Source organism: Calothrix sp. CCY 0018, from assembly GCF_963920925.1.
Classification (GTDB): domain Bacteria; phylum Cyanobacteriota; class Cyanobacteriia; order Cyanobacteriales; family Nostocaceae; genus Rivularia.
Map to the genome: position 1 here is coordinate 66,361 of NZ_CAWUDI010000018.1, position 22,585 is coordinate 88,945.

At 37.8% G+C, this 22,585-nt stretch carries 15 protein-coding genes and 1 CRISPR repeat array; of the genes, 6 read left to right on the plus strand and 9 right to left on the minus strand.

Translation table 11 applies throughout. The features are described from left to right. Positions 1 to 76: 76 nt before the first annotated feature. Positions 77 to 4,819 (minus strand): filamentous hemagglutinin N-terminal domain-containing protein, encoded by a 4,743-nt coding sequence (locus ACM03V_RS14910; protein WP_414621573.1) that lies wholly within the window; start codon positions 4,817 to 4,819, stop codon positions 77 to 79. 283 nt (positions 4,820 to 5,102) lie between these two features. Here ACM03V_RS14910 and ACM03V_RS14915 point away from each other — a divergent pair, with 283 nt between their 5' ends. Continuing rightward, complete coding sequence (locus ACM03V_RS14915; protein ID WP_414621574.1) at positions 5,103 to 7,967, plus strand: CHAT domain-containing protein; 2,865 nt, start codon at positions 5,103 to 5,105, stop codon at positions 7,965 to 7,967. On the opposite strand, the gene ACM03V_RS14920 is transcribed toward ACM03V_RS14915, so the two are convergent. The 4 genes from ACM03V_RS14920 to ACM03V_RS14935 all read right to left on the minus strand — a co-directional run bounded on the left by ACM03V_RS14920 (position 7,962) and on the right by ACM03V_RS14935 (position 12,386). After that, complete coding sequence (locus ACM03V_RS14920; RefSeq protein ID WP_414621575.1) at positions 7,962 to 8,795, minus strand: DUF928 domain-containing protein; 834 nt, start codon at positions 8,793 to 8,795, stop codon at positions 7,962 to 7,964. The two genes, ACM03V_RS14915 and ACM03V_RS14920, sit on opposite strands and share 6 nt — an antisense overlap. 177 nt (positions 8,796 to 8,972) lie before the next feature. After that, positions 8,973 to 10,853 carry a CHASE2 domain-containing protein gene (locus ACM03V_RS14925; protein WP_414621576.1) on the minus strand — a complete coding sequence of 627 codons (1,881 nt, stop codon included), beginning with the start codon at positions 10,851 to 10,853 and terminating at the stop codon, positions 8,973 to 8,975. Between the two features lie 59 nt (positions 10,854 to 10,912). After that, the gene (locus tag ACM03V_RS14930) at positions 10,913 to 11,587 is read right to left on the minus strand and encodes a response regulator (protein ID WP_414621577.1); all 675 of its coding nucleotides are present in this window, start codon (positions 11,585 to 11,587) and stop codon (positions 10,913 to 10,915) included. Positions 11,588 to 11,681: 94 nt separating this feature from the next. Beyond that, on the minus strand, positions 11,682 to 12,386 hold the full coding sequence (locus ACM03V_RS14935) for a hypothetical protein (RefSeq protein ID WP_414621578.1): 705 nt from the start codon (positions 12,384 to 12,386) through the stop codon (positions 11,682 to 11,684). 1,215 nt (positions 12,387 to 13,601) lie between these two features. On the opposite strand from ACM03V_RS14935, the gene ACM03V_RS14940 reads away from it, so the two are divergent. From ACM03V_RS14940 to ACM03V_RS14960, 5 genes are all read left to right on the plus strand, one after another. Continuing rightward, the gene (locus tag ACM03V_RS14940; protein ID WP_414621579.1) at positions 13,602 to 13,829 is read left to right on the plus strand and encodes a hypothetical protein; all 228 of its coding nucleotides are present in this window, start codon (positions 13,602 to 13,604) and stop codon (positions 13,827 to 13,829) included. Beyond that, a complete protein-coding gene (locus tag ACM03V_RS14945) occupies positions 13,807 to 14,061 on the plus strand; it encodes a hypothetical protein (protein ID WP_414621580.1) in 255 nt (84 codons plus the stop codon). Before ACM03V_RS14940 ends, ACM03V_RS14945 begins: the two co-directional genes overlap by 23 nt. 79 nt (positions 14,062 to 14,140) lie before the next feature. Further along, positions 14,141 to 14,350, plus strand: a complete 210-nt coding sequence (locus ACM03V_RS14950; RefSeq protein ID WP_414621581.1) for a hypothetical protein — start codon at positions 14,141 to 14,143, stop codon at positions 14,348 to 14,350. Further along, complete coding sequence (locus ACM03V_RS14955; RefSeq protein WP_414621582.1) at positions 14,313 to 15,866, plus strand: hypothetical protein; 1,554 nt, start codon at positions 14,313 to 14,315, stop codon at positions 15,864 to 15,866. The genes ACM03V_RS14950 and ACM03V_RS14955 overlap by 38 nt, the downstream gene beginning before the upstream one ends. A gap of 170 nt (positions 15,867 to 16,036) precedes the next feature. Beyond that, a complete protein-coding gene (locus ACM03V_RS14960; RefSeq protein ID WP_414621583.1) occupies positions 16,037 to 16,786 on the plus strand; it encodes a CRISPR-associated protein in 750 nt (249 codons plus the stop codon). 351 nt (positions 16,787 to 17,137) lie between these two features. Then, positions 17,138 to 18,197: a CRISPR direct-repeat array (repeat unit 37 nt; unit sequence CTTCCGCCGACTGGATTAAGTCGGATTAGTTGGAAAC). Between the two features lie 82 nt (positions 18,198 to 18,279). On the opposite strand, the gene ACM03V_RS14965 is transcribed toward ACM03V_RS14960, so the two are convergent. The 4 genes from ACM03V_RS14965 to ACM03V_RS14980 form a co-directional block, all read right to left on the minus strand. Further along, positions 18,280 to 19,419, minus strand: coding sequence for a CRISPR-associated protein (locus ACM03V_RS14965; protein ID WP_414621584.1), 1,140 nt, complete (start codon positions 19,417 to 19,419; stop codon positions 18,280 to 18,282). 174 nt (positions 19,420 to 19,593) lie between these two features. Beyond that, a complete protein-coding gene (locus tag ACM03V_RS14970; protein ID WP_414621585.1) occupies positions 19,594 to 21,267 on the minus strand; it encodes an RAMP superfamily protein in 1,674 nt (557 codons plus the stop codon). Positions 21,268 to 21,363: 96 nt separating this feature from the next. After that, positions 21,364 to 21,756, minus strand: coding sequence for a hypothetical protein (locus tag ACM03V_RS14975; protein ID WP_414621586.1), 393 nt, complete (start codon positions 21,754 to 21,756; stop codon positions 21,364 to 21,366). A 2-nt stretch (positions 21,757 to 21,758) separates the two neighbouring features. After that, on the minus strand, positions 21,759 to 22,568 hold the full coding sequence (locus ACM03V_RS14980) for an RAMP superfamily CRISPR-associated protein (protein ID WP_414621587.1): 810 nt from the start codon (positions 22,566 to 22,568) through the stop codon (positions 21,759 to 21,761). Positions 22,569 to 22,585: the final 17 nt, after the last annotated feature.

Here is a 22,585-nt window from a genome sequence, read left to right on the forward strand (position 1 = left end):
GTCATTGCGACGTAAGGAAGCAATCTCACAATCTGGAGTTACAAACTACGGTTCTCAAAATAGATGAGGTTTAAAATCAACATTCTTTACCAAGCACCAGTTTCCCATTTGGTAGTTCATATACCCCAGATGGCTCAATAACGGGGTCGCCAATTTGCCAGGGTCGTGTTTGTGTTGGTAATGTTGTTGACTCTGCTGGGATTGGTTGCACATCTCCAGTGGAATAGGAAGGAAGAGAAGCATCACCGGGACGTGCAGGTAAACCACCGGAACCTGTGATGAAGAAGGAACCGTTTTGTTGTTGATTTCTGCGAGCTATGCAACTATTGGCGATGAGGGCATTGGTATCAATAGCGTCTTGGGGAAGTTTGCCCAGGTTGTTTTGTACTAAACTTGTATCCGGTAGAACAATTACACCAGATACAGCACCGCTAGCATTGATGTCTACTCGGTTATTTTCTTCTAAAGTCAGTGGATTAGTACCAGGAGTTGCGGGACGATAATTTTGTCCAAAGAAAGCTGGTGTATCAAAGGTAATGTTACCACCTTTACCATCTTGGGCAAAAGCGAAAATGTCACTGTCATCAAAGGCGAGAATTGAGTCTGCTGTAATTTTTATGTCGCCACCACCACCTGCACCGCTAAGTACAAAAGTTGAAATATCACTATTACCAAACAGAAGAATATCTCCAGATGTGATATTTACAGCACCACCAGAAGATTCTTGAGAAGCTGTGAAAATAGTCCCATCTATGGCACTTAGTCGTTCGTCAGCACCAATATTGATGTTACCTGCTTGACCTTGATTAAGACTAATTGTTGAAATAGTCGCATTATCAAAGATGTTTAAAATTCTAGTTTTGAGTGTAATATCACCAGCTTTAGCAGTTGAACCCTCCCCAACTGTTAAGCTCCTCACAGTACTTGGTTGACCGTTTTCAGAGAATACACCGCGTAATTCCACCTTGTCCGCTGTAATCTCCACGTTACCTGCACGACCTGCGCCAAGGCTAGATGCTGATACTATACCCCCATTTCTCACAAACAAGGTAGAAGTATTAATTCTTAAATCACCCGCATTTCCCGTGTTTTCTGCCTGGGTAAATAAACCACCGAAGTTAATTACTTGCACTTCCTTTGAAGCATTGATAGTTAGGGTGCTACCTTGACCAGAACCACGACTACCTGCTGAAACAGTCCCTCCGTCTTTGACAAGTAAAATTGGAGTATTTATGTTTAAATTGCCTGCATTTCCACTTTGTTCTGCTACGGAAAATAAACCACTAGGTTGTTGAGGTCCAGTTTTCCCGCTTCCAATAACTTGCACAGATTCAGAGGCATTAATGGTCAAATTAGCTCCATTTCCTGCACCAAAAGAACCAGTTGATATTTGTGCCCCATCTTTAATTAACAATATCGGAGTATTTACAGTTAAATTGCCTGCATTTCCCGTTGCTTCTTGTCTTGCTGAAGCTGCTAAACCACCAACATTAAAACCAGGGAGAGTTGTACCAATAAGTTGCACTTCTTTGGAAGCATCTACTGTTAGATTTCCTGCTTTACCTGAACCTAAAGTGGCAGTCTCTGCCCTTGCACCATCTTGAATAATTAATACAGGAGTTTTAATCGTTAAATCCCCGGCATCTCCTGTTGAGTTTTCATTAGCTCTAGCAAATAAACCACTGGAAGTCCTCCCATCCGAAGTTGAACCAATTAGTTGGATTGACTCAGAAGCATTTACAATTAAATTACCGCCTTTTCCTGAACCAGATGTACTAGTATTGACCTGCGCTACGTCACTAACAACTAATACAGGTGTAGTGATTGTTAAATCTCCGGAATCTCCTTTACCTTGAGTTCCAGTAGATAACCTGGTTTCTTTACCTGACAATTCGACTAATTTAGATGCATTTACAGTAAGATTACTACCGTTCCCAGAGCTACTAATAGTTGCTGTAACACCACCAGCTTTTTTTATAGCTAATACCCCTGTATCAATAGTTAGAGAACCAGCATTTCCTTGACCTAAAGAATTTGTGCGTATACCAGTACCTTGAGGACCATCAACAACTAATGATTCGGATATATTAAGGGTTATATTTCCTCCTTGACCGGAACCAAAAGTACTTGCATCTATATTTCCTCCATCTTGAATAAACAAAATAGGTGTAGTAATTGTCAAATTACCAGCATTCCCAGTTGAAGTTCCATTTGCGATCGCAAAAAAAGCACTTGAACTTTGACCACCGGGAGACTTACCTGTTATTCTCACGAGTTCAGACGCATTAACATTTAAATTGCCACCATTGCCTGAATCATAATTACCAACAAGAATTCTTGCTCCATCTTTAACGAGTAAAGTAGGAGTTGTTATTTCAATGGAACCCGCATTTCCGCTTCCTTCCGACGCTGCGAATAAACCAGTCGCGCTAGTCATACTAGGAGATATGCCAATCAATTCTACTTGTTTTGAAGTATTTATGTTTAAATTTCCACCTTTACCCAAACCTGATGTACTGACATTTATAACAGCTCCATCTCTAACTATTAACATCGGAGCTATAATCTTCAAATCACCTCCATTACCTGATGCTTGTGAGGTAGTTTGAGCAAATAAACCACTAAAGTTTTCGCCATTGAAGGAAACACCAATTAATTCAACTAACTCCGAAGCATTTACCGTTAAACTTCCCCCATTGCCAGCGTTACGAGTATTTGCATCAACTCGCGCTCCATCTCGAACCCGCAATACAGGAGTGTTAATCGTTATATTTCCAGCATCTCCGCTTCCTTGTGTCTCAGAAAATATACCACTCCATGTTATTCCATCAGAAGCCACACCAGATAGTAGTACTTCTGCTGAGGCATTAACAGTCAAATTTCCGCCCTTCCCCGCACCAAAAGTACCAACAGAAGCTTGCCCACCATCTTTGAGGACTAAAGTAGAGGTGTTTATCTCGACATCCCCTGCTTTTCCCGTTGCGCTTCTATTAGCCTGAGAACCTAAATTAATGATAGGTCGATCAGGTGTACCAAGTAATTCAACAGATTCGGATACAACTTTCAAGTTTCCTGCTGTTCCTTCTCCGGAGGTTTGAGTTCCTGCGAATGCGCCATTACTAATCCGGATTAAACCCGTATTGATTATGACATTACCACCATTCCCATTTCTAGTAGTGCTAGCAAATAACCCAGTATCGCGCTCATCTTTGGTACCAATAAGTTCAACAAGGTTAGAGTTATTAACTGTTAAATCTCCACCTTTACCTGTACCAAAAGTTGATGTATCGATAGTTGCACCATTTTGAACTAATAGTGTTGGAGTGTTAATACTAATTGAACCTGCGGAATTACTTCCAAACGTTTGAGAAAATAATCCTGCTTGATCGTTTGGAATGGTAGATATGCTAGAGAGCAAAACAGATTCAGAGGCATTGACTGTTAAATTTCCACCTTTACCTGAATTTATACTACTAGAAGCAACTCGCGCTCCATCCAGCACAAATTTTGGAGTGTTAATAGTGATATCTCCTGCATCACCTGTTCCTCGTGTTTCAGAATATAAACCACTTAAAAATGCACCATTAACTGTAGTTCCAAAAAGTTGTATTTCTTCTGAAGCATTAACATTTAAATTTCCACCCTTCCCCGCTCCAAACACACCTGTAGAAATTTGCGCCCCATCTTTGACAATGAAGGTAGGAGTATTAATTGTCATATCTCCCCCTTTTCCAGTTCCAGTTGCTGAAACTTGAACACGTAAACCACTGATACCATTCCCTTGAGCATTTTCGCCAATTACCTGCGCTGACTCTGAGGCATTAATTGTTAAACCACCTCCAACCCCATCTCCTGTGAGGTTTGCGCTAATAATAGAACCACCAGCCACAGTTATATTTCTTCCCTGTACCTGGACACTACCACCATTATTACCAGTAGTTGACACAAATGCTTCTTGTGTCAAACGAATATCTTGGAAATTAACACCCTCATAATTAAAATTAAAGGCTGTACCGCTTGGTATTAAGTTGACAAGGTTATTAGGGGCAACACTTCCTAATTCAATTCGTCCAGAAGGTGCAAACAAACTACCGCCTTCAAGAGCAATATTACCTCCTAGCAATCCTAAAGTTCTTCCTGAACGCACTGCTAAACCAGCTATTGACCGATTAACTATTTCACCTTGTTTTGCTACTGCATCAAAAAACAAAGCCGATGGGTTAACAGTTAATACCCCTGGTGTCTGGGGATTTATCGCACTAAAATTTCCTTGATTTCCAAATTGAATCCCATTTGCAGTAGTTGCATAAAACGAACCGTCTATATCTAAACTGGCATTTCCGCCAAAAATAATCCCATTGGGATTCATCACAAATAAGTTGGCATTGGAGCGAAAAATATTACCATCAATTACTTGCCGAGTCCCTAAAATACCCAAAATATCCGAGCGATTACTTCCCGTCACCCGCGCCAATATATTCTGAATACTTGGATCAGAAACAAAGAAATAAGCACCTCGATTTTCACCAACATTAAACTCTCGGAAACTGTGAAATAAATTTTGCCCCCGTTGCGCTCCACCTCCAATCACCTCGTTGGGAGTGCCGTTAAAGTTGAATATTACCCTAGAAGCCTCAGAACCAAGCGTGTTATCCGGTACTATGTTACTTTGAGCCAAAGCTGGGCTGATAAAAGCCGCAATTCCAATGGTAAACTTCGCCACAACAGCCGCGCATCCCAACAAAAATGAGCTACATGATGCTTTCAAAGAGTTGCTACGCAGTCCCCTAACTTTTCCAACCCAGCCCAATTTTGTCACCTTCCCTTCCCCCACGTCTACAAAATTCTTAAAGAAAACTCAATCGCCAAATTAGTATTTATACTGATTTTATTTTTCAGATTATCATGCAAAGACTCTAGAGAAAAGTAAAATCAACGACTTTTATTTACGTAAGGGCAAATTTTCCGACTCAGTAGTCAAAATTCATGATTGGCTCTACACAAAATTTTTGGTACTCTATTGAATTAAAGCCTTCTGTGAGACACGTATATTTTTATCTGCACAGAAATTTAAAACAACAATCAGCTACAGGAGTTAACCCGTGTCAAGCAGATACCAGAAATATAGATTGATGGCATTATTCTGTGCGATCGCCTTTACTCTTTGTCTGTGGTTAGGTCAGTTGTCATCCACAAATTTACAGGTGCAACTAGGGGAAGTCGCAACAGCACAAAATAGTAACCAAAGTCAACTAGTTCAAAAAGGTATCGACAGTTATCGTTTGGGAAATTTTCAACAAGCGATCGACTTTTGGAACGAAGCACTAAAATTCTACAAAAACAATCAAAACCCTGTTAGCGAAGCGATTGTACGGGAAAATTTAGCAAGAGCATATCCACAAATTGGTCAAACAGAAGCAGCAATTGAAAATTGGGAGCAAGTTATTAGCTTGTATCAAAAACTTCCAAGCACCCAGCAGAGAGAAGAAAAAATCGCCAAAGCCAAAACCGAGTTAGCACAGGTATACAGCAGTATCGGACAACCAAAAAAGGCGATCGCGCTTTTGTGCAACCCCCCAGAAAATGATAGCAATAACGATAATAAAGAAAATAACAAGAATAATAAAACCTGTATAAAAACTAGTGTTTTAGAATTTGCCCGCGATGATATCAAAGATACTAATTTAGAAGTAGCCATTTTAGGGACTTTAGGTGATGCTTATCGACTAACAGGAACAGACGATTACGAAAAGGCAATTTACTATCTTGAATCTGGTTTAAAGAAAGCAGAAGAAGAGAATAAAAATCCAGTTTATCTGACCTCACTTAACAATAGTTTAGGTAACACTTATTTACAAAAAGCCTTATTAAACTACCGTCGTGGTTCGAGTCCAGTCGGAAGCTCTGATGATACTTTAAAATTTCAAAAATATGCCAATGAAGAAATAAAAAAAGCACATACTTATTTACAGCAAAGTTTGAAAAATGCTCAAAGTCAATCAGATAAAAAATCTGAAATTAAAGCAATAGAAAGCTTAGGTCATCTATACAAAAGTTTAGAAAAAGAAGAATATAAAAAAATTATAGATACTGATAACTCACTTAATAAAATTAATCCTGACCAAGAAGTTAAACAATTACTAGATCAAGCTAATAATATCTTAAAAGATTTACCCCAAAATCGAGAGCGAGTGTATACGACTATCAACTTAATCAATTTGCGAAAATCAACAGCAAGAAAATGTATAGGAGCGGATTTTGATAAGCAAGCTGAAGAACTACTTGATGATGCTATTAATATTGCCCAAACCCTGAAAGATAGTCGTGCGGAGTCATTTGCGCTAGGAGAAAAGGGTTATATATACGAATGTCGTCAAGAATATGAGAGTGCGATCGCACTTACCCAGCAAGCTAGACAAGCAGCAGAAACAGCAAAGTCCCCAGATAGCTTGTATTTGTGGGAGTGGCAAACTGGACGTATTCTTAAGACGCAAAACCAGACAAAAGAAGCAATTAAAGCTTATGAGCGAGCAATTAATACCTTGGAAGGAAGCACCCGTGCTGATATTTTAACAGCAAATAGAGATGTTCAATTTGACTTTCGAGATAGTATCGAGCCAATTTACCGCGATTTAGTTGCAATGAAACTCAGTTTAGAGACATCAGTTGAAGCATCGGGTAAATCCATTGAGCCTAAAGACGGTAAAAGTAATTTCAGTTCTATTCTTAAGACTATTGATTCTTTAAAGTTAGCAGAATTACAAAACTATTTTGGCGATGATTGTAATTTTCCAGCATTCAATAAAAGTAGGGATAATTTACGTAGTATCAAAACAGATGATTTTTTGAATTATCTGGTAAAAAACAATCAACTTCTTGAAAACACAGCTTATATAAATACTATCTTTTTAGATGATAAAGTAGCTGTAATTTTAACTATCGTTAATCAAAATAATATATACAGTAAGCTTCATTGGTCTAATCTTACAAGTCAGCAAATTGTAGAAAATGTCAAAAGTTTTAGATATAAGCTTGGACTAGTTGACAATTCATATGAGGATTATCTACATGACAACCTTTCATTCTCTCAAGCAATTTATGAAGAAATAATAGCCCCTTTTGCTCAAGATTTAAATCCGGAAATTATCAAAACATTAGTATTTATACAAGATGATATTCTGAGAAATGTCCCAATGGCAGCTCTGCACGACGGTAAAAAATTTTTAATTCAAAAATATGCAATAGCAACAATTCCTAGTTTAACTTTGACCAAGCCAGAAATTACCAACAATCGTAAATTACGTGTACTTGCGCTAGGTTTGACAGAAAAAGCATATATAGATAACATACCTTTCGATAAACTTGAGTATGTTGATGATGAAATCAAAGGTATTAAACAGCAAATTCCAGAAACGCAAGAATTAGTCAATGAAAATTTTACACGTCAACGTATAGAACAAGAGTTAAGTCAAAAATTTTATTCGATAATTCATATTGCAACTCACGGTCAATTTGGTATTCGACCAGAGGATACTTTTCTTGTTATTGGTAGCAATAAAACAAAGATAAATGATAAGGAAAAAGAGATAAATGAAAAATTGACTTTTAACGATTTAGATAGCTTAATTCGTCGATTTTCTCGTAACACACAACCATTGGAGCTAATAGTTTTGACTGCTTGCGAAACCGCGCTTGGGGACAACCGTTCTGCGTTAGGTTTAGGAGGTGTTGCAATACAAGCAGGAGCAAAAAGCACATTAGCTTCACTGTGGACAATTAGTGATAGATCGACAGCACCCATTGCCATTAACTTTTACCGCAATTTGTTGAGTCATCCTAAAATGAGTAAATCACAAGCTTTACAACTTATACAGAAGAATATTATTGAAACGGAAGATGCTGAATTAAGAGGATTTAAGCACCCTGGTTATTGGTCTTCAATTGTATTAATTGGTGATTGGCTATAATTGTTTTTGAACTTCTATAACTTTTTGCAACGCCAATACTTGTTTTTCAAATGCTTCTTTGAACTCCTTATTATCGCCTACTTTTACTTTTATTAATTCCTGTTTTTCAGAATCTTTCAACTCCTCCAAAATTTTTACATACTCGCGGCTTTTTTTATCTTTTGATATTTCATTCAACGCTTCATACCAAAGATTTTCTTTAGTATATAATTTAACTCGATCGATTCTATCCTTTGTCTTAGATAGTAGAATTTCCAGATTAGCTGGTGTGGGAACAGTTTCAATTACAGCTTGTGCGATTATCGAATTAGAAGATTCTGTTTCATCGCATCTGAGAGTGGCTTGCCAAATATATTCTTTTCCCATCACTAAACCAGGTTTATTCTGATCAAGCGACACACTCATAATTCCATGTAAACTTTCCTGTGTTGTTCTTGTTATTCTTTGAATATATCTACCTTTCTTATCACCTATTTCTGCATCATATTCGTAGATGCTAAACTCAATTTCATATTCTTTATCTTTATTGTTTGATTTTTCTGGAGATACAAACCAAAAGAAGTTTGGGTACATAGAAATAGATTTTCCAAAAATTGGAGCAAGAAGTGTTATCCCACTACATCCTCTTCTAGTTCCATTTGTATTAGGGGGTTTTCTTGGACTGGTTCGATTTCTTGGTCCGTTCACGTTAGTAGTTGTTTGCCCTTGAGCGCTTGTTGGAATATCTGAAATGTTGAAGTAGGTTGTTAATATTATGTTTAATGACGATAAAATTAATAAAACAACGGAAAATAGTATTTTTCTGCCAATAAAATAATTTTTACTCATTGCTGATTGTTGGTAAGATTATTGTCTTTTGTGCTGATACGTATAATACAAGTAACTTATTAAAAAGTAATTAGCTTTTTCTACATGCTTGATGGTATTACTCTGCAATCTTTGTGGCATAAAAGTGCCATACTTTTATATAAATAAAGCATAGCGAGCCTTTTAACAAATTAGCGTCTATAATTTCCATAACCAGACTTTATGTGTAGACCAAGAAAGCTGACAAGTAGTTCCTTTTGGAGAATTAGCAATACGTTCAAATTTTCCACCCAACTGTTTAGCTAAAGTTATTGCTTGCTGAGTTCCAAATCCTTGATAAGACGAATTAATAACTTTATCTACACCTAAACCGTTGTCTTTCACAATAATTATATTTTTCCCGTTCTTACAATCACAACTAATCTCCAGTCGAGTTGTATTTTGAGCATACTTCCCTACATTACATAACGCTTCTTCGAGAAAACGACAAATACTGTGTTTTAACTCTATACTCAAGTTTTGCTCATTTAAGGGTTGAAAATTAACTATATTAATTTTAATGGTCTTAAAATATGGAAAGTCTCTATCAAAAACATCAATATAGACTTCATTAAGAGCTTCGTGAAGGGGCTTTTTTAAATCTATTTCTTGTTCCTGATTTATATAGAAAGTATTACTCGCTATAAAATTTTCTTGCTTGACTAATTTATATACCCCTCGCAAATCTTGATTAAGCTGATGTAGTTCAGATATAAAAATAACTTTATCTGAGATGTCTTTATTTTCTTCAACTTGCTTTATCATTCGAGCAATTGTTTGTAGTGGCCCATTATGGATTATGTCGAATGTTTTATTAATGACTAATTTCTGTACCTGTATATGCATGAGTGAGTTTTCTTCATACCTGTTAATTGCTGCTATTACTATGGAAAAACCATTCAGAATTAGGATTAATAATGCCGGAATAAATGGAGTCCACCACCCGATGCAAAACAATGAATAGCTAATGATTACAAAACCAATAATCAACGCATTGATATTAAACACAAGGATTAATAAAGAACTGATTTTCCTTCCTAATATAATTACTATACTGCCCCAACTGACAATCCATACATATTCCCAAATATCCGACCAAGTTTTAATAAAATGTCGTTTATTTAATACTGAGCTAATCAGTTGGCTAATTATATGAGCATGTATTTCTACTCCATAAACTAACGGGACATCCTTTGTTTTTATTGCATCGGAAAAGGTGTAATCTTTAATACTAGGAGCAGTAACACCAATCAGTACGATTTTATCTTGAATCCAACTGGCATCAACTTTGTTACTATTTATATCGCCAAGAGAGACAACACGAAAAGGTTTGATATTGCTACGTAAATTAATTAAAGTTTGATATCCACCATCATCTTCAGAAATATAACCACCATCATTTGCTATGAATCGCGGTATCTTCGTGGAATTAAATTTTTTAATATACCCTTCACTTTTGGTTTCCTCTTCTTGTAATTTAATACCTTGTTTTTTTAAGTAAATATCTGCTAGTCTTAGTGAGAAAGATAGACACCATTTATTTTTAGAATTGTGTGTACCCAATAAAGCTCGTCTCTGTTTCCCGTCAATATCAACAGGAGAGTCCACAAATCCGATTTGCTCTGATGGTAAATTTAGAGATGGTTTCACCGTAAATCCACTAATATCTGGCAAAACTTTTTCTATACCAACTATATTTTTCATCTCCTTAAATACACTAGCTAATTCCTTATGTCCCAGTCCAACAGGTATATCTCTAAAAATATCTAACCCAATCGCAGCAGGTTGATAACTTTGTAATGTTCGTAATAATTTAGCAATTTCTCCATCGGGAACTGGATAAGCTTTTAATTTTTGAATATCCTCTTCGTTAATTCCAACAATCAAAATTCTTTCATCTATCGGTTCATCTGGACGCAAACGCATAAACGTATCATATGCAGCCAGTTCCAATGATTGCAGTGAACCTAACATTCGTGCTGCTATTACAAAGCCAATTGCCACAATTCCCGGTAATACACCAATACGCCGTATACTCATATTTCTGAATATCAAATTACAATCAACATGGGAAAAATTAACTTAATTCGCGGCAAAAACTAATCAATTAAACCTTCTTCCCTTGCCCGAATTTCTGTTTGAATCCGTAGATTTTGACCTTCATTTGGGTAAACTTCCAAAACATCCTGAACATTTCTCCAGTAGTGACGGACTGTTCGTTCAGCAATCTTCATTTGTTTGGCAATCTCCTTATCTTGCAACCCCTTATTAAAAGCCAACTCCAACATCTCCAGCCATTCCGGTTTTACCTCCAGCACTACACGCATTTCCTTGGGAGTATAAATTACACCATTAAGCGCCCAATCTACTTTGGTTAACATCTCCTTCATCGGTAAACTTTTATCTGCAACTGTAAACCCCCCTTCATGACTGCTAATTAAATGTTTTAAACGAATTAAAGAACGAGGATAAGCACTTTGCACCACAATATTGAGACTGCGATACTTCTCCATTAACGTTCGCAATAGCTGAATTCCTGCATCAGTTCGGGCAGATTCTCCTGCTGTTTCTGGCATTGACAAATCAACAATAGCCAAGTTGGGTAAAGATGGGTTGTTTACTATCAGGTTGAGTGCTTCTTGTGCAGTTTGAGCTTCGATAATTTCTGCATTTGGATACTGCGGTTTTAGGACATTGATTGTTGCGTACAACGCTAACTCTTGATCGTCAACCACCAAAAATTTCAAATTTTGTACGGAAACTGCCTGAGACATAATTAATCACCTAATAAGCTACAGAAAATGACGATTTTTCAATCAAAACGGCAAATTATCAAATTTATTCTCTTTTATTGTCTCATTTAAGACATTACCAACGCAAGTACCAAATTTCTGCCTGATTTTGTCGGTAGCGAGAACACTTACCGGATAGCCAAAATTTCAAAGCACGGCAGAGGTGAAGTAAATCATCTGTACTAGCTGTGGGAGAAGTAAATTTAGACACATCTAAACCTGTAAATTTAATCATCAATTCGCTCAGGTTCTCTTGTAGTGTTAAACTGACAAATAGGGAAAAATCATTTGAAATATTCGATACATAGCAAGTAAGTAATTCCTCTAATGCCATCAAAATTACTTGACTGCGATCGCCTGATTCATCGCGCCATTCAGTTGGTAGTTCGCATTCTATATTTAAGTTGGGAAAGCGATTTTTCCAGCTATCTAGCATATACCGAATCGCCAAAGGTAAACTTTCATCAATATATGCTGGGTACAAATAGTCACTTAGCTCTCTGACAGAATAATGAAATTTTTCGATATTTTCTAAATAGTGTGTGTCTAATTTCTGCTGACTCTCAGGACTACTAGGCAAAGGAGACTCCAAATGCCGACGCATGACAAATGTATTTTGTAGCACCCCATTACGGATAGCTTCTCCTTCCTGACGCATCCTTGCTAATTGCCTGCTATGCCACCATCTTAATGCTCTTTGAGTTGTGTAATTAGATGCGAGCAACCACAGTAAAATTGAAATTACAGTAATTCCAACTATGGATATCAATATAAAAGACATTATTTATCTCTATGTGATTCATGGCTTGATTGTGTGTTGCTTACAGTCACTCCTGCGGAGCATCCTAAAACAACTACTGGGAGTATTACATTTTGCTACACCTGCTATTTAATTTACAATGATTCAATAGTTTACTCTTACCAAGTCGCTAATAGGTTGCAAAAAATTACCAAGTTATTGGCGCAAAAGTGCAATGTTGAAATAGGAAACCGGAAAATAAGCTTGGACGCATCTAAATGAGGGGTATTAATAGCATCGGAACAGGAAACCGAGTTAAGCAGTGTTACATGAATGTTGCAAAAGTTTTCAGACGGTGTAAACATCGCATTCCTTGGTACTCCCAAGAAAATCGTTCTCCGACTCCATTTCTCTGCACTTATATGGGACGAGCTAATAGCAGTCGCAGAAAACCATTCCGATTTATCTTGAATCATTCCAGGGCGTTACGCCCTATGGGCGTTAAGCTTTGCTTATCGCCACTAATGTGTACTTAATGCTATACCCAAAACCTATTTTAGCTGAAGATTTTTTACATCAGTCTTCATTGAAAAAGGATGTGTGGTTTGCTTTAAAGAATATTTCCGGGCGTTGCTCTAATTTCGGGAGGTCGGGTGTACGGAGGTGGTTTACACAAATTAGAACCGAAGGAATTGGAAAATGTGCTTGTTGACTTATCGTCCATTGCTTCCATTGGCAATAAGCTAGTTTATTAGGTCAACTATTAAGTTTCTTCGGATGAAATAAATCCCAATCAAAATGCCGAGGCTTTTCACTCACTAATCGCCAATATTTCTACGTGTTTAACTTGCTGTCCGACCAGGGCGAACATCGATTTGTTCTCTATCTGTCAGATTAATTGCTTGAAAGCACAAAGTAGACTGCACAAACTAAGGGTAGATGCTTCCGCAGTGAGAGCGAGATTGTGGGTAATTTGAACGGGTCAATTGCTGCTGTATTCATTTACAAATGTTGATTAACTCTACTTTCAATCCATTGCTCTATAAGCTGCCTAGATTTTTCGCTCATATTTGTCCCTTCCCTAGCGCACCAGACTTTAAATTCTGTTCTTAAGGACTCAGGTAGAAAAACTCTAAAGCTTACAGTTTGGTCTTCTTTTTTGTTGTCATCTGACATAAATAGGTCACATATACCACACGCTCATTTTCCGCTAGTTAACTCAGTTTTGAAATAGCTCACACGACACTATTGATATATATGACCTATGTAGACTATGATAACTGTATTAGCGACCTTAATTTTGAAGGGATGCCTAAATATTGTAGGATTGCCCTTGCTTATATCTATGCTGCTCAAATTGTGCCTCGTCAGCTAGGAAGCATCCTAAAAGGGGATTTTGTTCCACCATCGGTTGATGCTCAAACGTTTCTAGAGAAAGTTCTTCTAGATGGGTTAACAGAGCATGAAATATTGCAAACTGTCTAGAGATGCTAATTTTCGTGGCACTTGTGTTAAAACCCTTATCGATGTTTTGCAAATAGGAACAAAATCGGTTCAAGACTGGGGACAAGATATGTCGTTTCAAAAAATGCCCCGAATTCACAAGCATACTTTGGGCTATGCATTGACAGCTATCTTCCAAAGAACATCAATTGATGATAATCTCAAGAGAAGCAAGCCCGCAGTAGTGTCTAAAGCGCTCTCAACGGCGGCTTAATTTATTCGGCGTTGGTCGGATTAAAAAAGTTGGTCTTTAACGCAGACCAAAAACAATATAAAAACAAAGTCAATTTAACATGAATTCACCAACTCTTGCAACCGAAAGGTACACCGAGCAGAACTATATTGACTCCAATCCTACGGTACACATCGAGCAAAGTACTTTGGAGTATCTGTACGCAGCTTTTTCACTCTACGAATGTAAGCAAACTCTTAATCGAAAACAGTATCGCGCACTGTTGGAAGAGTATGGATGGGATAAAGGGGCAACGGAAGAAAGGCGATAAGCCTTCGGCATGGCTTCGCGTACCGCTAAAAATAGCAGAGAATTTTCAAGCGTTTGTTGGTTGTCCGGAACACTTGGCTGTATTGCCTGTATCGATATTGCTGCGATTATGCTCGAAGAATTACCAGGTTTTAATTGAAAAATTGCAAGATATTCCTATTGGAGGATTGACTTGCAGACTTGTATTAGAACTGATTAAGGAAAGAGGAAAGTTTCTCAAATCCCAGAAAAAAGAGAAAAAAGTTGGTAATTGGCGAGCAGCACCCGATGGTAGTCGATACTATACTTTCGGCAAGATTATTGAGGATGACCACCAGACGGGAGTGCTTACGGATAAGCTGATAGAGCAATCTGGATTGTCCCCACAGCGAATTGTCAGAATGGCGATCGCCAACCTATACGATAATCTTCAAGCTGAGATTCCAGAAGATAGAATTAGCACTCTAACGGAATTAATTACTGACGAAGAAGCTAGCGATACCAGCGATTCGGAAGATGTTGTGAATCAAATAAACTGGGAATCTAAACAGCAAGAATTTGAATCATTATTGCAAAAAGATACAGAAGATACTGACTCTGAATGTCCCGAAAGTAAGGAAGAATCGGATATTGGCTTACCAGAAGATGTACAGCCTGTATTTATTCAAACACCTGTATCCGAAGAATTAGAAACAACACCTACACCATTAGAACTAGCGACCAAATTGCAATTTATTCGTTCGCTACCAATGCCTTTTAACAAGAAGGATAAAAATTTTGCTTGTGAAGTGGTTAATTCGATTGCTTCGACAAGTGAAACTTGGGAATCGATTGCTACGGTTACTCAACGTGATTCCACGTCTTTAGCGTTTGTAATTGGCTTCTTGGACAAAGAGCAAAAAGCTTGGTTTGATAACTTGCCCAAACTGTTGGCTGAGTATGCCGTGACTCATCCAGAAGAGTTGATGTGGGTTGATGGAGTAACCCGTACTAGAGCTTTGGCAATTATGGGTTTTGAAGTTGGTAGTAAGGTAGAGGTGATAACTGATAGTCATAGCTGCTTCGGGCGCAGAGGTCATATTGTTGATTTGTCAATGAAAAGTAAAATTCCCATTGGTGTAAGATTTCCGGGAATTAGAAAATATTTTTACTACAGCGATTTAAAATTAGTTTGTAATCAAAACGAGGATACTGCTGCATCCGAAGATATTTCAAAAAAAGTTGAAATGCTATTGCAAGCAATTTGTTGGGAAGAAGTTGTTTCAATAACAGAAAATTGGAACGAAGAATTAAAATCTACTGTTTGGAAAGCGTTGGGTGAAGAAGAAAGACAAAATATTAATGAGTTGAAAAATCAGCATTTTGAAAAACTTGAGAAAACACCTCAAGTTGGAGACAAAGTAATTTGGAACAATTGCCCAGGAAATTTGAGTAGTTGGCAGCCATTTTTGATTACAAATATACAGGGTACGGAAGCGGAGTTAGATGTTTACAAGGATATGGTACCGCTAGCTGAGTTATCAAAGGTGGAAAATTGAGTTGGTCTAAGTATTTTGCTCGCATCCAGGACTAAGCAGCTATAGTTCATGTTTCGCGCAATATCTCCTAGCTTCATTAATTAAATATGAATTTAAGGCATTTTTACTGAAAAATGACAAAACAAGGTGTAAGTATTATCAACGACATCATATGCTAAGCCTAGTTAAATATGCTTAAATTAAGACTAAATATTAAAAATAGCTATTTTCAAGTAGCTAAGAGCTTTTTTAACCCAGAAACCTTGATTCCCTTTTTAATTGGAGCAATCTTTTTATCTGTACTTGGTAATTCTACTAGCGATATATTAAAAGCAATTATTGGCGATACCCCATCTGATGCGGTTCAAATTGCCATAGGTTCAGTAGTAATTTTCATATTTTGTGTTTGGTTAGTGGCAAAATCATTAACCACAAACTTACCACCGATAGATTTGGGTAAATCTTCACCTCGCAAACATAAAGGATTGATATTGTTGGTAAGTCGAGAAGAACCCTGTCGTAAAGCAATAGAGCATCACTTACCCGAACTAAAATATTGCTGGTTGATTTGTTCTTCCCAGACTCTTAATATTGCAAAAAAACTACAACAGGATTTTCCTAAACTGATAATTCCTGAACCATTATTAATCAAAGATGTATATGACCCGGTAGAATTTTCTCATAAGATCATGAATATTTACGATCAACTTCCCAGTCGTTGGACGAAAGATGATGTTATTGCTGACTTTACGGGAATGACTGCTCAAGGTAGTGTAGGAATGACAATCGCATCTTTATTAATGCGACAATCAAGTTTGCAGTATACTCCAGCAGAAACAAGAGATGGTAAACCTACTGGAAATTCTTTAAATCCGATTGAAATTGCGTTGACGGGAAGAAGATTGGCGCGAAGCAGGAAATTAAAAGAAATTAAATATTGAAATAAACTAGTACCGCTTCGCGGAAGTAAGAAGTAAAAAGTATTATATGATGATAAGGCTTTCAAACTTTTTAAATAGGTGCTTTATTTACGCCCCAGCGTACTAGACACAAAACAGCAAACATTCTAATATTTGATTATCAGCTTGATGTTTGGCAGATCGAAGCGGGGTCTAAAACCTGGGGGGTTCTGCCAAAATCGCCAGAACCAAGACAATAAAATAGTTTCAGCATTTGAGCTATTGGATTAAATGATAATCTATCTCATTAAGAGGCTGTGAAATTGACCGATTTTTGAGATGTGCCAAAACCCGTTCTGGAGCGCTTGCTATGTAAGGGTTTAAGAGGACGGTCTTCCGCCGACTGGATTAAGTCGGATTAGTTGGAAACATTAAAGGGATTCCCGGCGTACCATCAAATTGGGAAACTTCCGCCGACTGGATTAAGTCGGATTAGTTGGAAACGGGAGAGAATATAATTCTTGTCTGTGGGTCAGCAGTCCTTCCGCCGACTGGATTAAGTCGGATTAGTTGGAAACAATCACTTTTAGAGGACAAAAAAAGAAATGAGCAAACTTCCGCCGACTGGATTAAGTCGGATTAGTTGGAAACTTTAATTCTTGCATTGGTTTTGTCTTCTCTGTCTTACTTCCGCCGACTGGATTAAGTCGGATTAGTTGGAAACAATTTCCGGTTACTACATTAAATCCCCTGACTTTTTTCTTCCGCCGACTGGATTAAGTCGGATTAGTTGGAAACAACCAATTATTTATTTCTTCTTTTATCTCTTCTTCACTTCCGCCGACTGGATTAAGTCGGATTAGTTGGAAACATTGATTGAACCACATCTTGCAAGCTTTCAGGATTTACTTCCGCCGACTGGATTAAGTCGGATTAGTTGGAAACTATTGATTCTGCTACCTCTTAATGATGCCCTTGCAGGCTTCCGCCGACTGGATTAAGTCGGATTAGTTGGAAACTTTTAAGCCAAACTTTCTACCATTTTCGCCCTTACCCTTCCGCCGACTGGATTAAGTCGGATTAGTTGGAAACTAAAATGATTTGCGCTTTATCAATTCCTGACGAATCTTCCGCCGACTGGATTAAGTCGGATTAGTTGGAAACAATAACTTAAGAACCGAAACACTCGAAAGACATTCTTCCGCCGACTGGATTAAGTCGGATTAGTTGGAAACTTACATTAGAGCCGCCAATGGCTTTAGAGTTGAACGCTTCCGCCGACTGGATTAAGTCGGATTAGTTGGAAACTTGATGCCTCTTCCGTTAGTCGCTAATTGGAAAAGCTTCCGCCGACTGGATTAAGTCGGATTAGTTGGAAACAAGCTCGACGGACACATTATCGCTGAACCTCTGAAGCTTCCGCCGACCGGATTAAGTCGGATTAGGGAAAACTTTGAATTTGCATAAGTTATAATAACAAAAAACCCTCTAATTTCAACTTCAGAGGGTGCTTTATTTAAGGATTTGTAGAAATATTAATAAGGATTATTGTTGATATCATCATGTTGTTCGCCATAATGGTATAGATTCAATTTACCTTGGGAAAAAGCACAGCTAACTCGAACACTTTGAGTTACCCGAAAATGGTCGATATCCCCTTTATTTGTTAATTTGCCATACTGTATTCCCTTATGTTCTTTCAAAATCGCAGTATTACCATTTGACTCATTCAATAAACGTGTAACTGTAGCTAAGGTTTCTTGTAATTTGACTCGCTTATGTTTTTCCCTAACTCTGTTGTAATCAGCCCTAAAAGTATCTTGGTATTCCAATCTAGAAAAAGGGATTAAATCGCCGGATAGTAAATCTTCTTTACATTGATTCCAAATTAAGTTTCCCCAGGTTGAAAGAACCATTTTCCCATCAACTTCACCTAACATAGTTTCGGGAATTCCTGTAGTTTCTTGGGGAGAAAGCCCTGCACCAGAGTCTAATAATGCTAGCTGCATGGTGTAAGGTTCAAATAAGGAAGTGTCTACAGATATTGGTAAGCGGGGAATGGTAATTAAATCGGATTTTTCTCCTTCAAATATGTAAATAATTTCATCGGCGTAAAACATCCCGATGGTGTTGAGATAACCTTGTAAGCTCTTGAAACTACCTACTAAATTAAAACAAATTTTGTATTTACTTTCTCTTAAGGGTGGAATAGTTTCTTGCAGCCAAACAATTAAATCGTCAATTCCAACAGAGAAAGTTTCTGTACTTGCAGTTGAAAGTCCGCTGGGAGCATAAATACTAGTATTAGTTAAACCTTGTTTTCTCAGGAAAGTTTCGACGATTTGAGCGGTTGTTGTTCCCTGGATTGTATCGGTAGCAATCAGAAAATGATAATCTTCTTTGCCTTTACTTAAATCTTCTTGGTAAACGCCATAAATCCCATTTAATTCGGCACTTGCACGACGAATTTGGGGAATATTAACATTATCTAACTTTACATTCGCTCTTTCTTCAAGAATAGAAATGATTTTTTTGACAATTTCCGGTGTGTCGTTTTCATTCAGGTTTGCGGCATCGCGTAATTGAGAATACCAATCTTTTTCTTCTGGATTAGCGCGATTAATTTGATTTGTTAGTAAGCTGGTGCCAATGGTAGATACAATTACGCGACGCATGATATTTTTACCTTATTTCAAGTTGTTTTAAGTAGGTGGGTGTAAATAAACGTGATTATATTTTGTCATTGCGACGAGGCATTCGGTTGCATTCAGCGGAGCTGCGGTTCATCGCAAGGGTTTCAATCTTTTTTACATTTCGTTACATAGTTATATTTATTGGTGCCAACCTACTTACCACAGTTGTTGAAAACTGTTAGAACGATTTTGTTGTGAATTGAGAAACTTAATAAACTGCTGAGATTCCCTCGAATCATCTGGAAATAAAGTCAAAAGTTCCAAGTATTTGAATGTTTTTTTGGGAATTGGTTTACCTTTTGGATCTTCGGGATTTTTAACTAACCGAACATAAGGATACATTCGATGCCATAATCTACCAATTTGTCCCATTTGTCCGGTAACTGAAGAACGGTAAATAGAACCTTCCGATTGTATTCCCCGAATTTCTTCTTGATAGGGTTTATGCAACCAAAATATAGCTCGGGAGTCTTCTTTGTTTTCGGCTTCTCTTCCCCATACTTGCACGTTATCGGGATGCCATGATTCTCTCCAATCTGCGTGTTGAGCGGGATTGGGAGTTATATTTTGAAGTCGCATCCATTCTTGAGATATTTTTCGTGTTTCATCAATAAATTTACTGATATGCTCGATTTTGCGGACTTTTACATCATTAGCAAGCGCACCTTCTCCCAACCATTGCCAGTGACAGCCAATTAATGATTTATATTCGTTTTCGTAGTATTCTTCATAAAATAAGCGATGATCTGCTCTTCGCCATGACTTACCAAAACCACCAAAAACCATTGCAAATCGAGTTAAAGCTGCAATCAATTTCTTTAATGCTAATTCTTGTTCCGAATTGGGTAATTTTCTCGCTAACAACCAAGTTAATTCTCCTTCAATATCGTAAGTTGGTTGCAGATAACCCGCTCTACCAAATTCCCCTGGATTATCTTTGATTGTACGAAAACTCATTCCCAACAATCCAATTACGGCTTTACCTTGAATTCCACCAAATAGATTATTGACAATTCTATCAGCCGTGTCTGCGTTCGTTAATCCCCCAAAAATCCGCAACGCATGCCCTCTTACTGCTGCACGGAAGACATTAGCTCGAAATTCTCCCGTTCCGTCAATTAACTTGGCTGCTTGTCCTTGACCTTTTAGTTTAGTAGTGTAAAGTACGTTGCCAGTATGCTTTTCCGGTTGTCCGTAACCTGCACAAACCCGGCTACCAATCCCGGTAGATATGGCTTTTTCCCAAATACCCCAAATTACTTGCCATTCTGTATCATCTAAAGTGGTGTTGCTAGAAATGCCAAATTTAAGCTCTGGTTGATGTAAAGAAATTTGAATAAAAGCACTCGAACTTCTACTAGATTTTACCTGCCAATCTTGCTGGGGATGAACGATATCTACTAAATCTTCCGTCCAAGCTGTATCGGTAGGATAACCACCATGAAAGCGTAAAATACCTGGTTGAAAATCATCGTTAACAGATTTACCGCAATAACGTTCGGCTTCTTCTTGATTGCAAGCGCGGCGGAATATACCTTTCATGCTGCTACCGGGATAAAACGGCCAGCCTTTAGCACCAATTACAGGACGAATTACACCGTCATCTTGTCCGCTATTGGTAATAAATCGCCAAGTTAAATTATAGGTGCGAGTTTGCACAAATGCCGGAAGTTCCCGAAGTTGGGGATAAGTCTTCTTCACCCATTCCGAAGCCCAAAGTGTAGCGTCTTGCTCTGGTTTACGAGGAACTAATCTTTGAATTTGGCAACGTCCGTCAATTTGTGCCCGAAACAACATCGGGACTTTTTTCGCAGCATCTGGAATAGTCATGATTTATCCTTGAATAAGTAAAAAGTAAGAAGTTAGAAGTAAGAAGTTAGAAGTAAGAAGTTATTCCCTCACTCTCTCCCTCTCTCACTCCCTCACTCATTTATACCGTTGCGTCCACCAAACAATGCAGTCACATAGTTGCGTTAAAACTGCTAAAGAAACTCGCTGTTCGTCTATCTCTAACTGCCAAAGTTGATCGGACATTGTTTGAATTTCGCTGACATTATTAGCATTTACTGGTTCGTTGGGAATCAAAACTCCTGCTTGCTCCATAATTCCTACCAATGCATCCCAAGTTTCCTTCCAATATTGAGATTTTTCTGGTTCTTTGGCTTGCAAACGCAGATGTTCTCCCCAAAAACGCTCCAATCCGTAAGCAACAGCCATCCGCATTTTATAAGATTGGTTGAGAGATTTATCATCCCGTTGCTTGGCATCTAATACCAATTTTTGTGCTTCGCGATCCAAATCGTAAGATTTCCAACCCATGATTAATAATCTCCTGCTAACTTCACCCGACAATGACCAAAACCAATCGACTCCAACCCACCAAAATATAGTTCTTGAGATTCTATACCATCACCAAAAGGTTTCCAACCCGTTTCTTTCAAAGCAATGGGAAAAATTAAAATACTTCCTTCCGGTAAAGCTTCGACATTAAAAAACGCACCTCCTTCAACCTTCTTTTCGTTATCTGCTAATTTCACCCGGCTTTGACGGTAAAGCGACATATCATGCAGCATGGCGATATCATTGTCAGCAACTACCAGTAAATTATCTTGATTTAAATCAACATCATTTGGTATCCAATCGGAAAGATTATCTTCGTGTTCAATTTCGATAAAACCCAGATTGAAAAATAAAACTCGATGATTTGTACCAACTTGACGACTTTGTAATGCTTTTGGTGCTGAATATGGTTTTGGTAATTTTGCTGAGATTCCAGAAATTTGCTTGTAGCGTTTTAACAGTCTAGGACAGGTAATCCAAACAATCGGTTGCCCCGGACAAAATACCGGAAGCCATACTAAAGAAGCATATTCAAATTTTATTAAGGCTTCTGTAGTTTTGTTTTCTTCTCCCGATATAGCTTCATGTCCGTACCATTTTCTTTCATTTTCCTTGGAATTTGGGCGCATATCTGCTCGAAATCTACCCCGAATCGAACTACCGGGAATAATCCCCGTTTGAGTAAATTGATCGCGAAAAATCAAGTTTAAATTCCCCGTTTCTTCTCCAGCACTCGCTCCGATATGTAGCGGTGCTAAAGTTTCAATAATACCGTAGGCTTTGTGATACATTTTAGTGGATAGTTATT

What these genes read in the sequence shown, in the direction of transcription:
- ACM03V_RS14960 (WP_414621583.1), top strand. Translation starts at nt 16,037, where the DNA reads ATGCTTAAATTAAGACTAAATATTAAAAATAGCTATTTTCAAGTAGCT.
- ACM03V_RS14965 (WP_414621584.1), bottom strand. Translation starts at nt 19,419, where the DNA reads ATGCGTCGCGTAATTGTATCTACCATTGGCACCAGCTTACTAACAAAT.
- ACM03V_RS14930 (WP_414621577.1), bottom strand. Translation starts at nt 11,587, where the DNA reads ATGTCTCAGGCAGTTTCCGTACAAAATTTGAAATTTTTGGTGGTTGAC.
- ACM03V_RS14970 (WP_414621585.1), bottom strand. Translation starts at nt 21,267, where the DNA reads ATGACTATTCCAGATGCTGCGAAAAAAGTCCCGATGTTGTTTCGGGCA.
- ACM03V_RS14945 (WP_414621580.1), top strand. Translation starts at nt 13,807, where the DNA reads ATGAAATATTGCAAACTGTCTAGAGATGCTAATTTTCGTGGCACTTGT.
- ACM03V_RS14920 (WP_414621575.1), bottom strand. Translation starts at nt 8,795, where the DNA reads ATGAGTAAAAATTATTTTATTGGCAGAAAAATACTATTTTCCGTTGTT.
- ACM03V_RS14950 (WP_414621581.1), top strand. Translation starts at nt 14,141, where the DNA reads ATGAATTCACCAACTCTTGCAACCGAAAGGTACACCGAGCAGAACTAT.
- ACM03V_RS14940 (WP_414621579.1), top strand. Translation starts at nt 13,602, where the DNA reads ATGACCTATGTAGACTATGATAACTGTATTAGCGACCTTAATTTTGAA.
- ACM03V_RS14935 (WP_414621578.1), bottom strand. Translation starts at nt 12,386, where the DNA reads ATGTCTTTTATATTGATATCCATAGTTGGAATTACTGTAATTTCAATT.
- ACM03V_RS14955 (WP_414621582.1), top strand. Translation starts at nt 14,313, where the DNA reads ATGGATGGGATAAAGGGGCAACGGAAGAAAGGCGATAAGCCTTCGGCA.
- ACM03V_RS14980 (WP_414621587.1), bottom strand. Translation starts at nt 22,568, where the DNA reads ATGTATCACAAAGCCTACGGTATTATTGAAACTTTAGCACCGCTACAT.
- ACM03V_RS14975 (WP_414621586.1), bottom strand. Translation starts at nt 21,756, where the DNA reads ATGGGTTGGAAATCTTACGATTTGGATCGCGAAGCACAAAAATTGGTA.
- ACM03V_RS14925 (WP_414621576.1), bottom strand. Translation starts at nt 10,853, where the DNA reads ATGAGTATACGGCGTATTGGTGTATTACCGGGAATTGTGGCAATTGGC.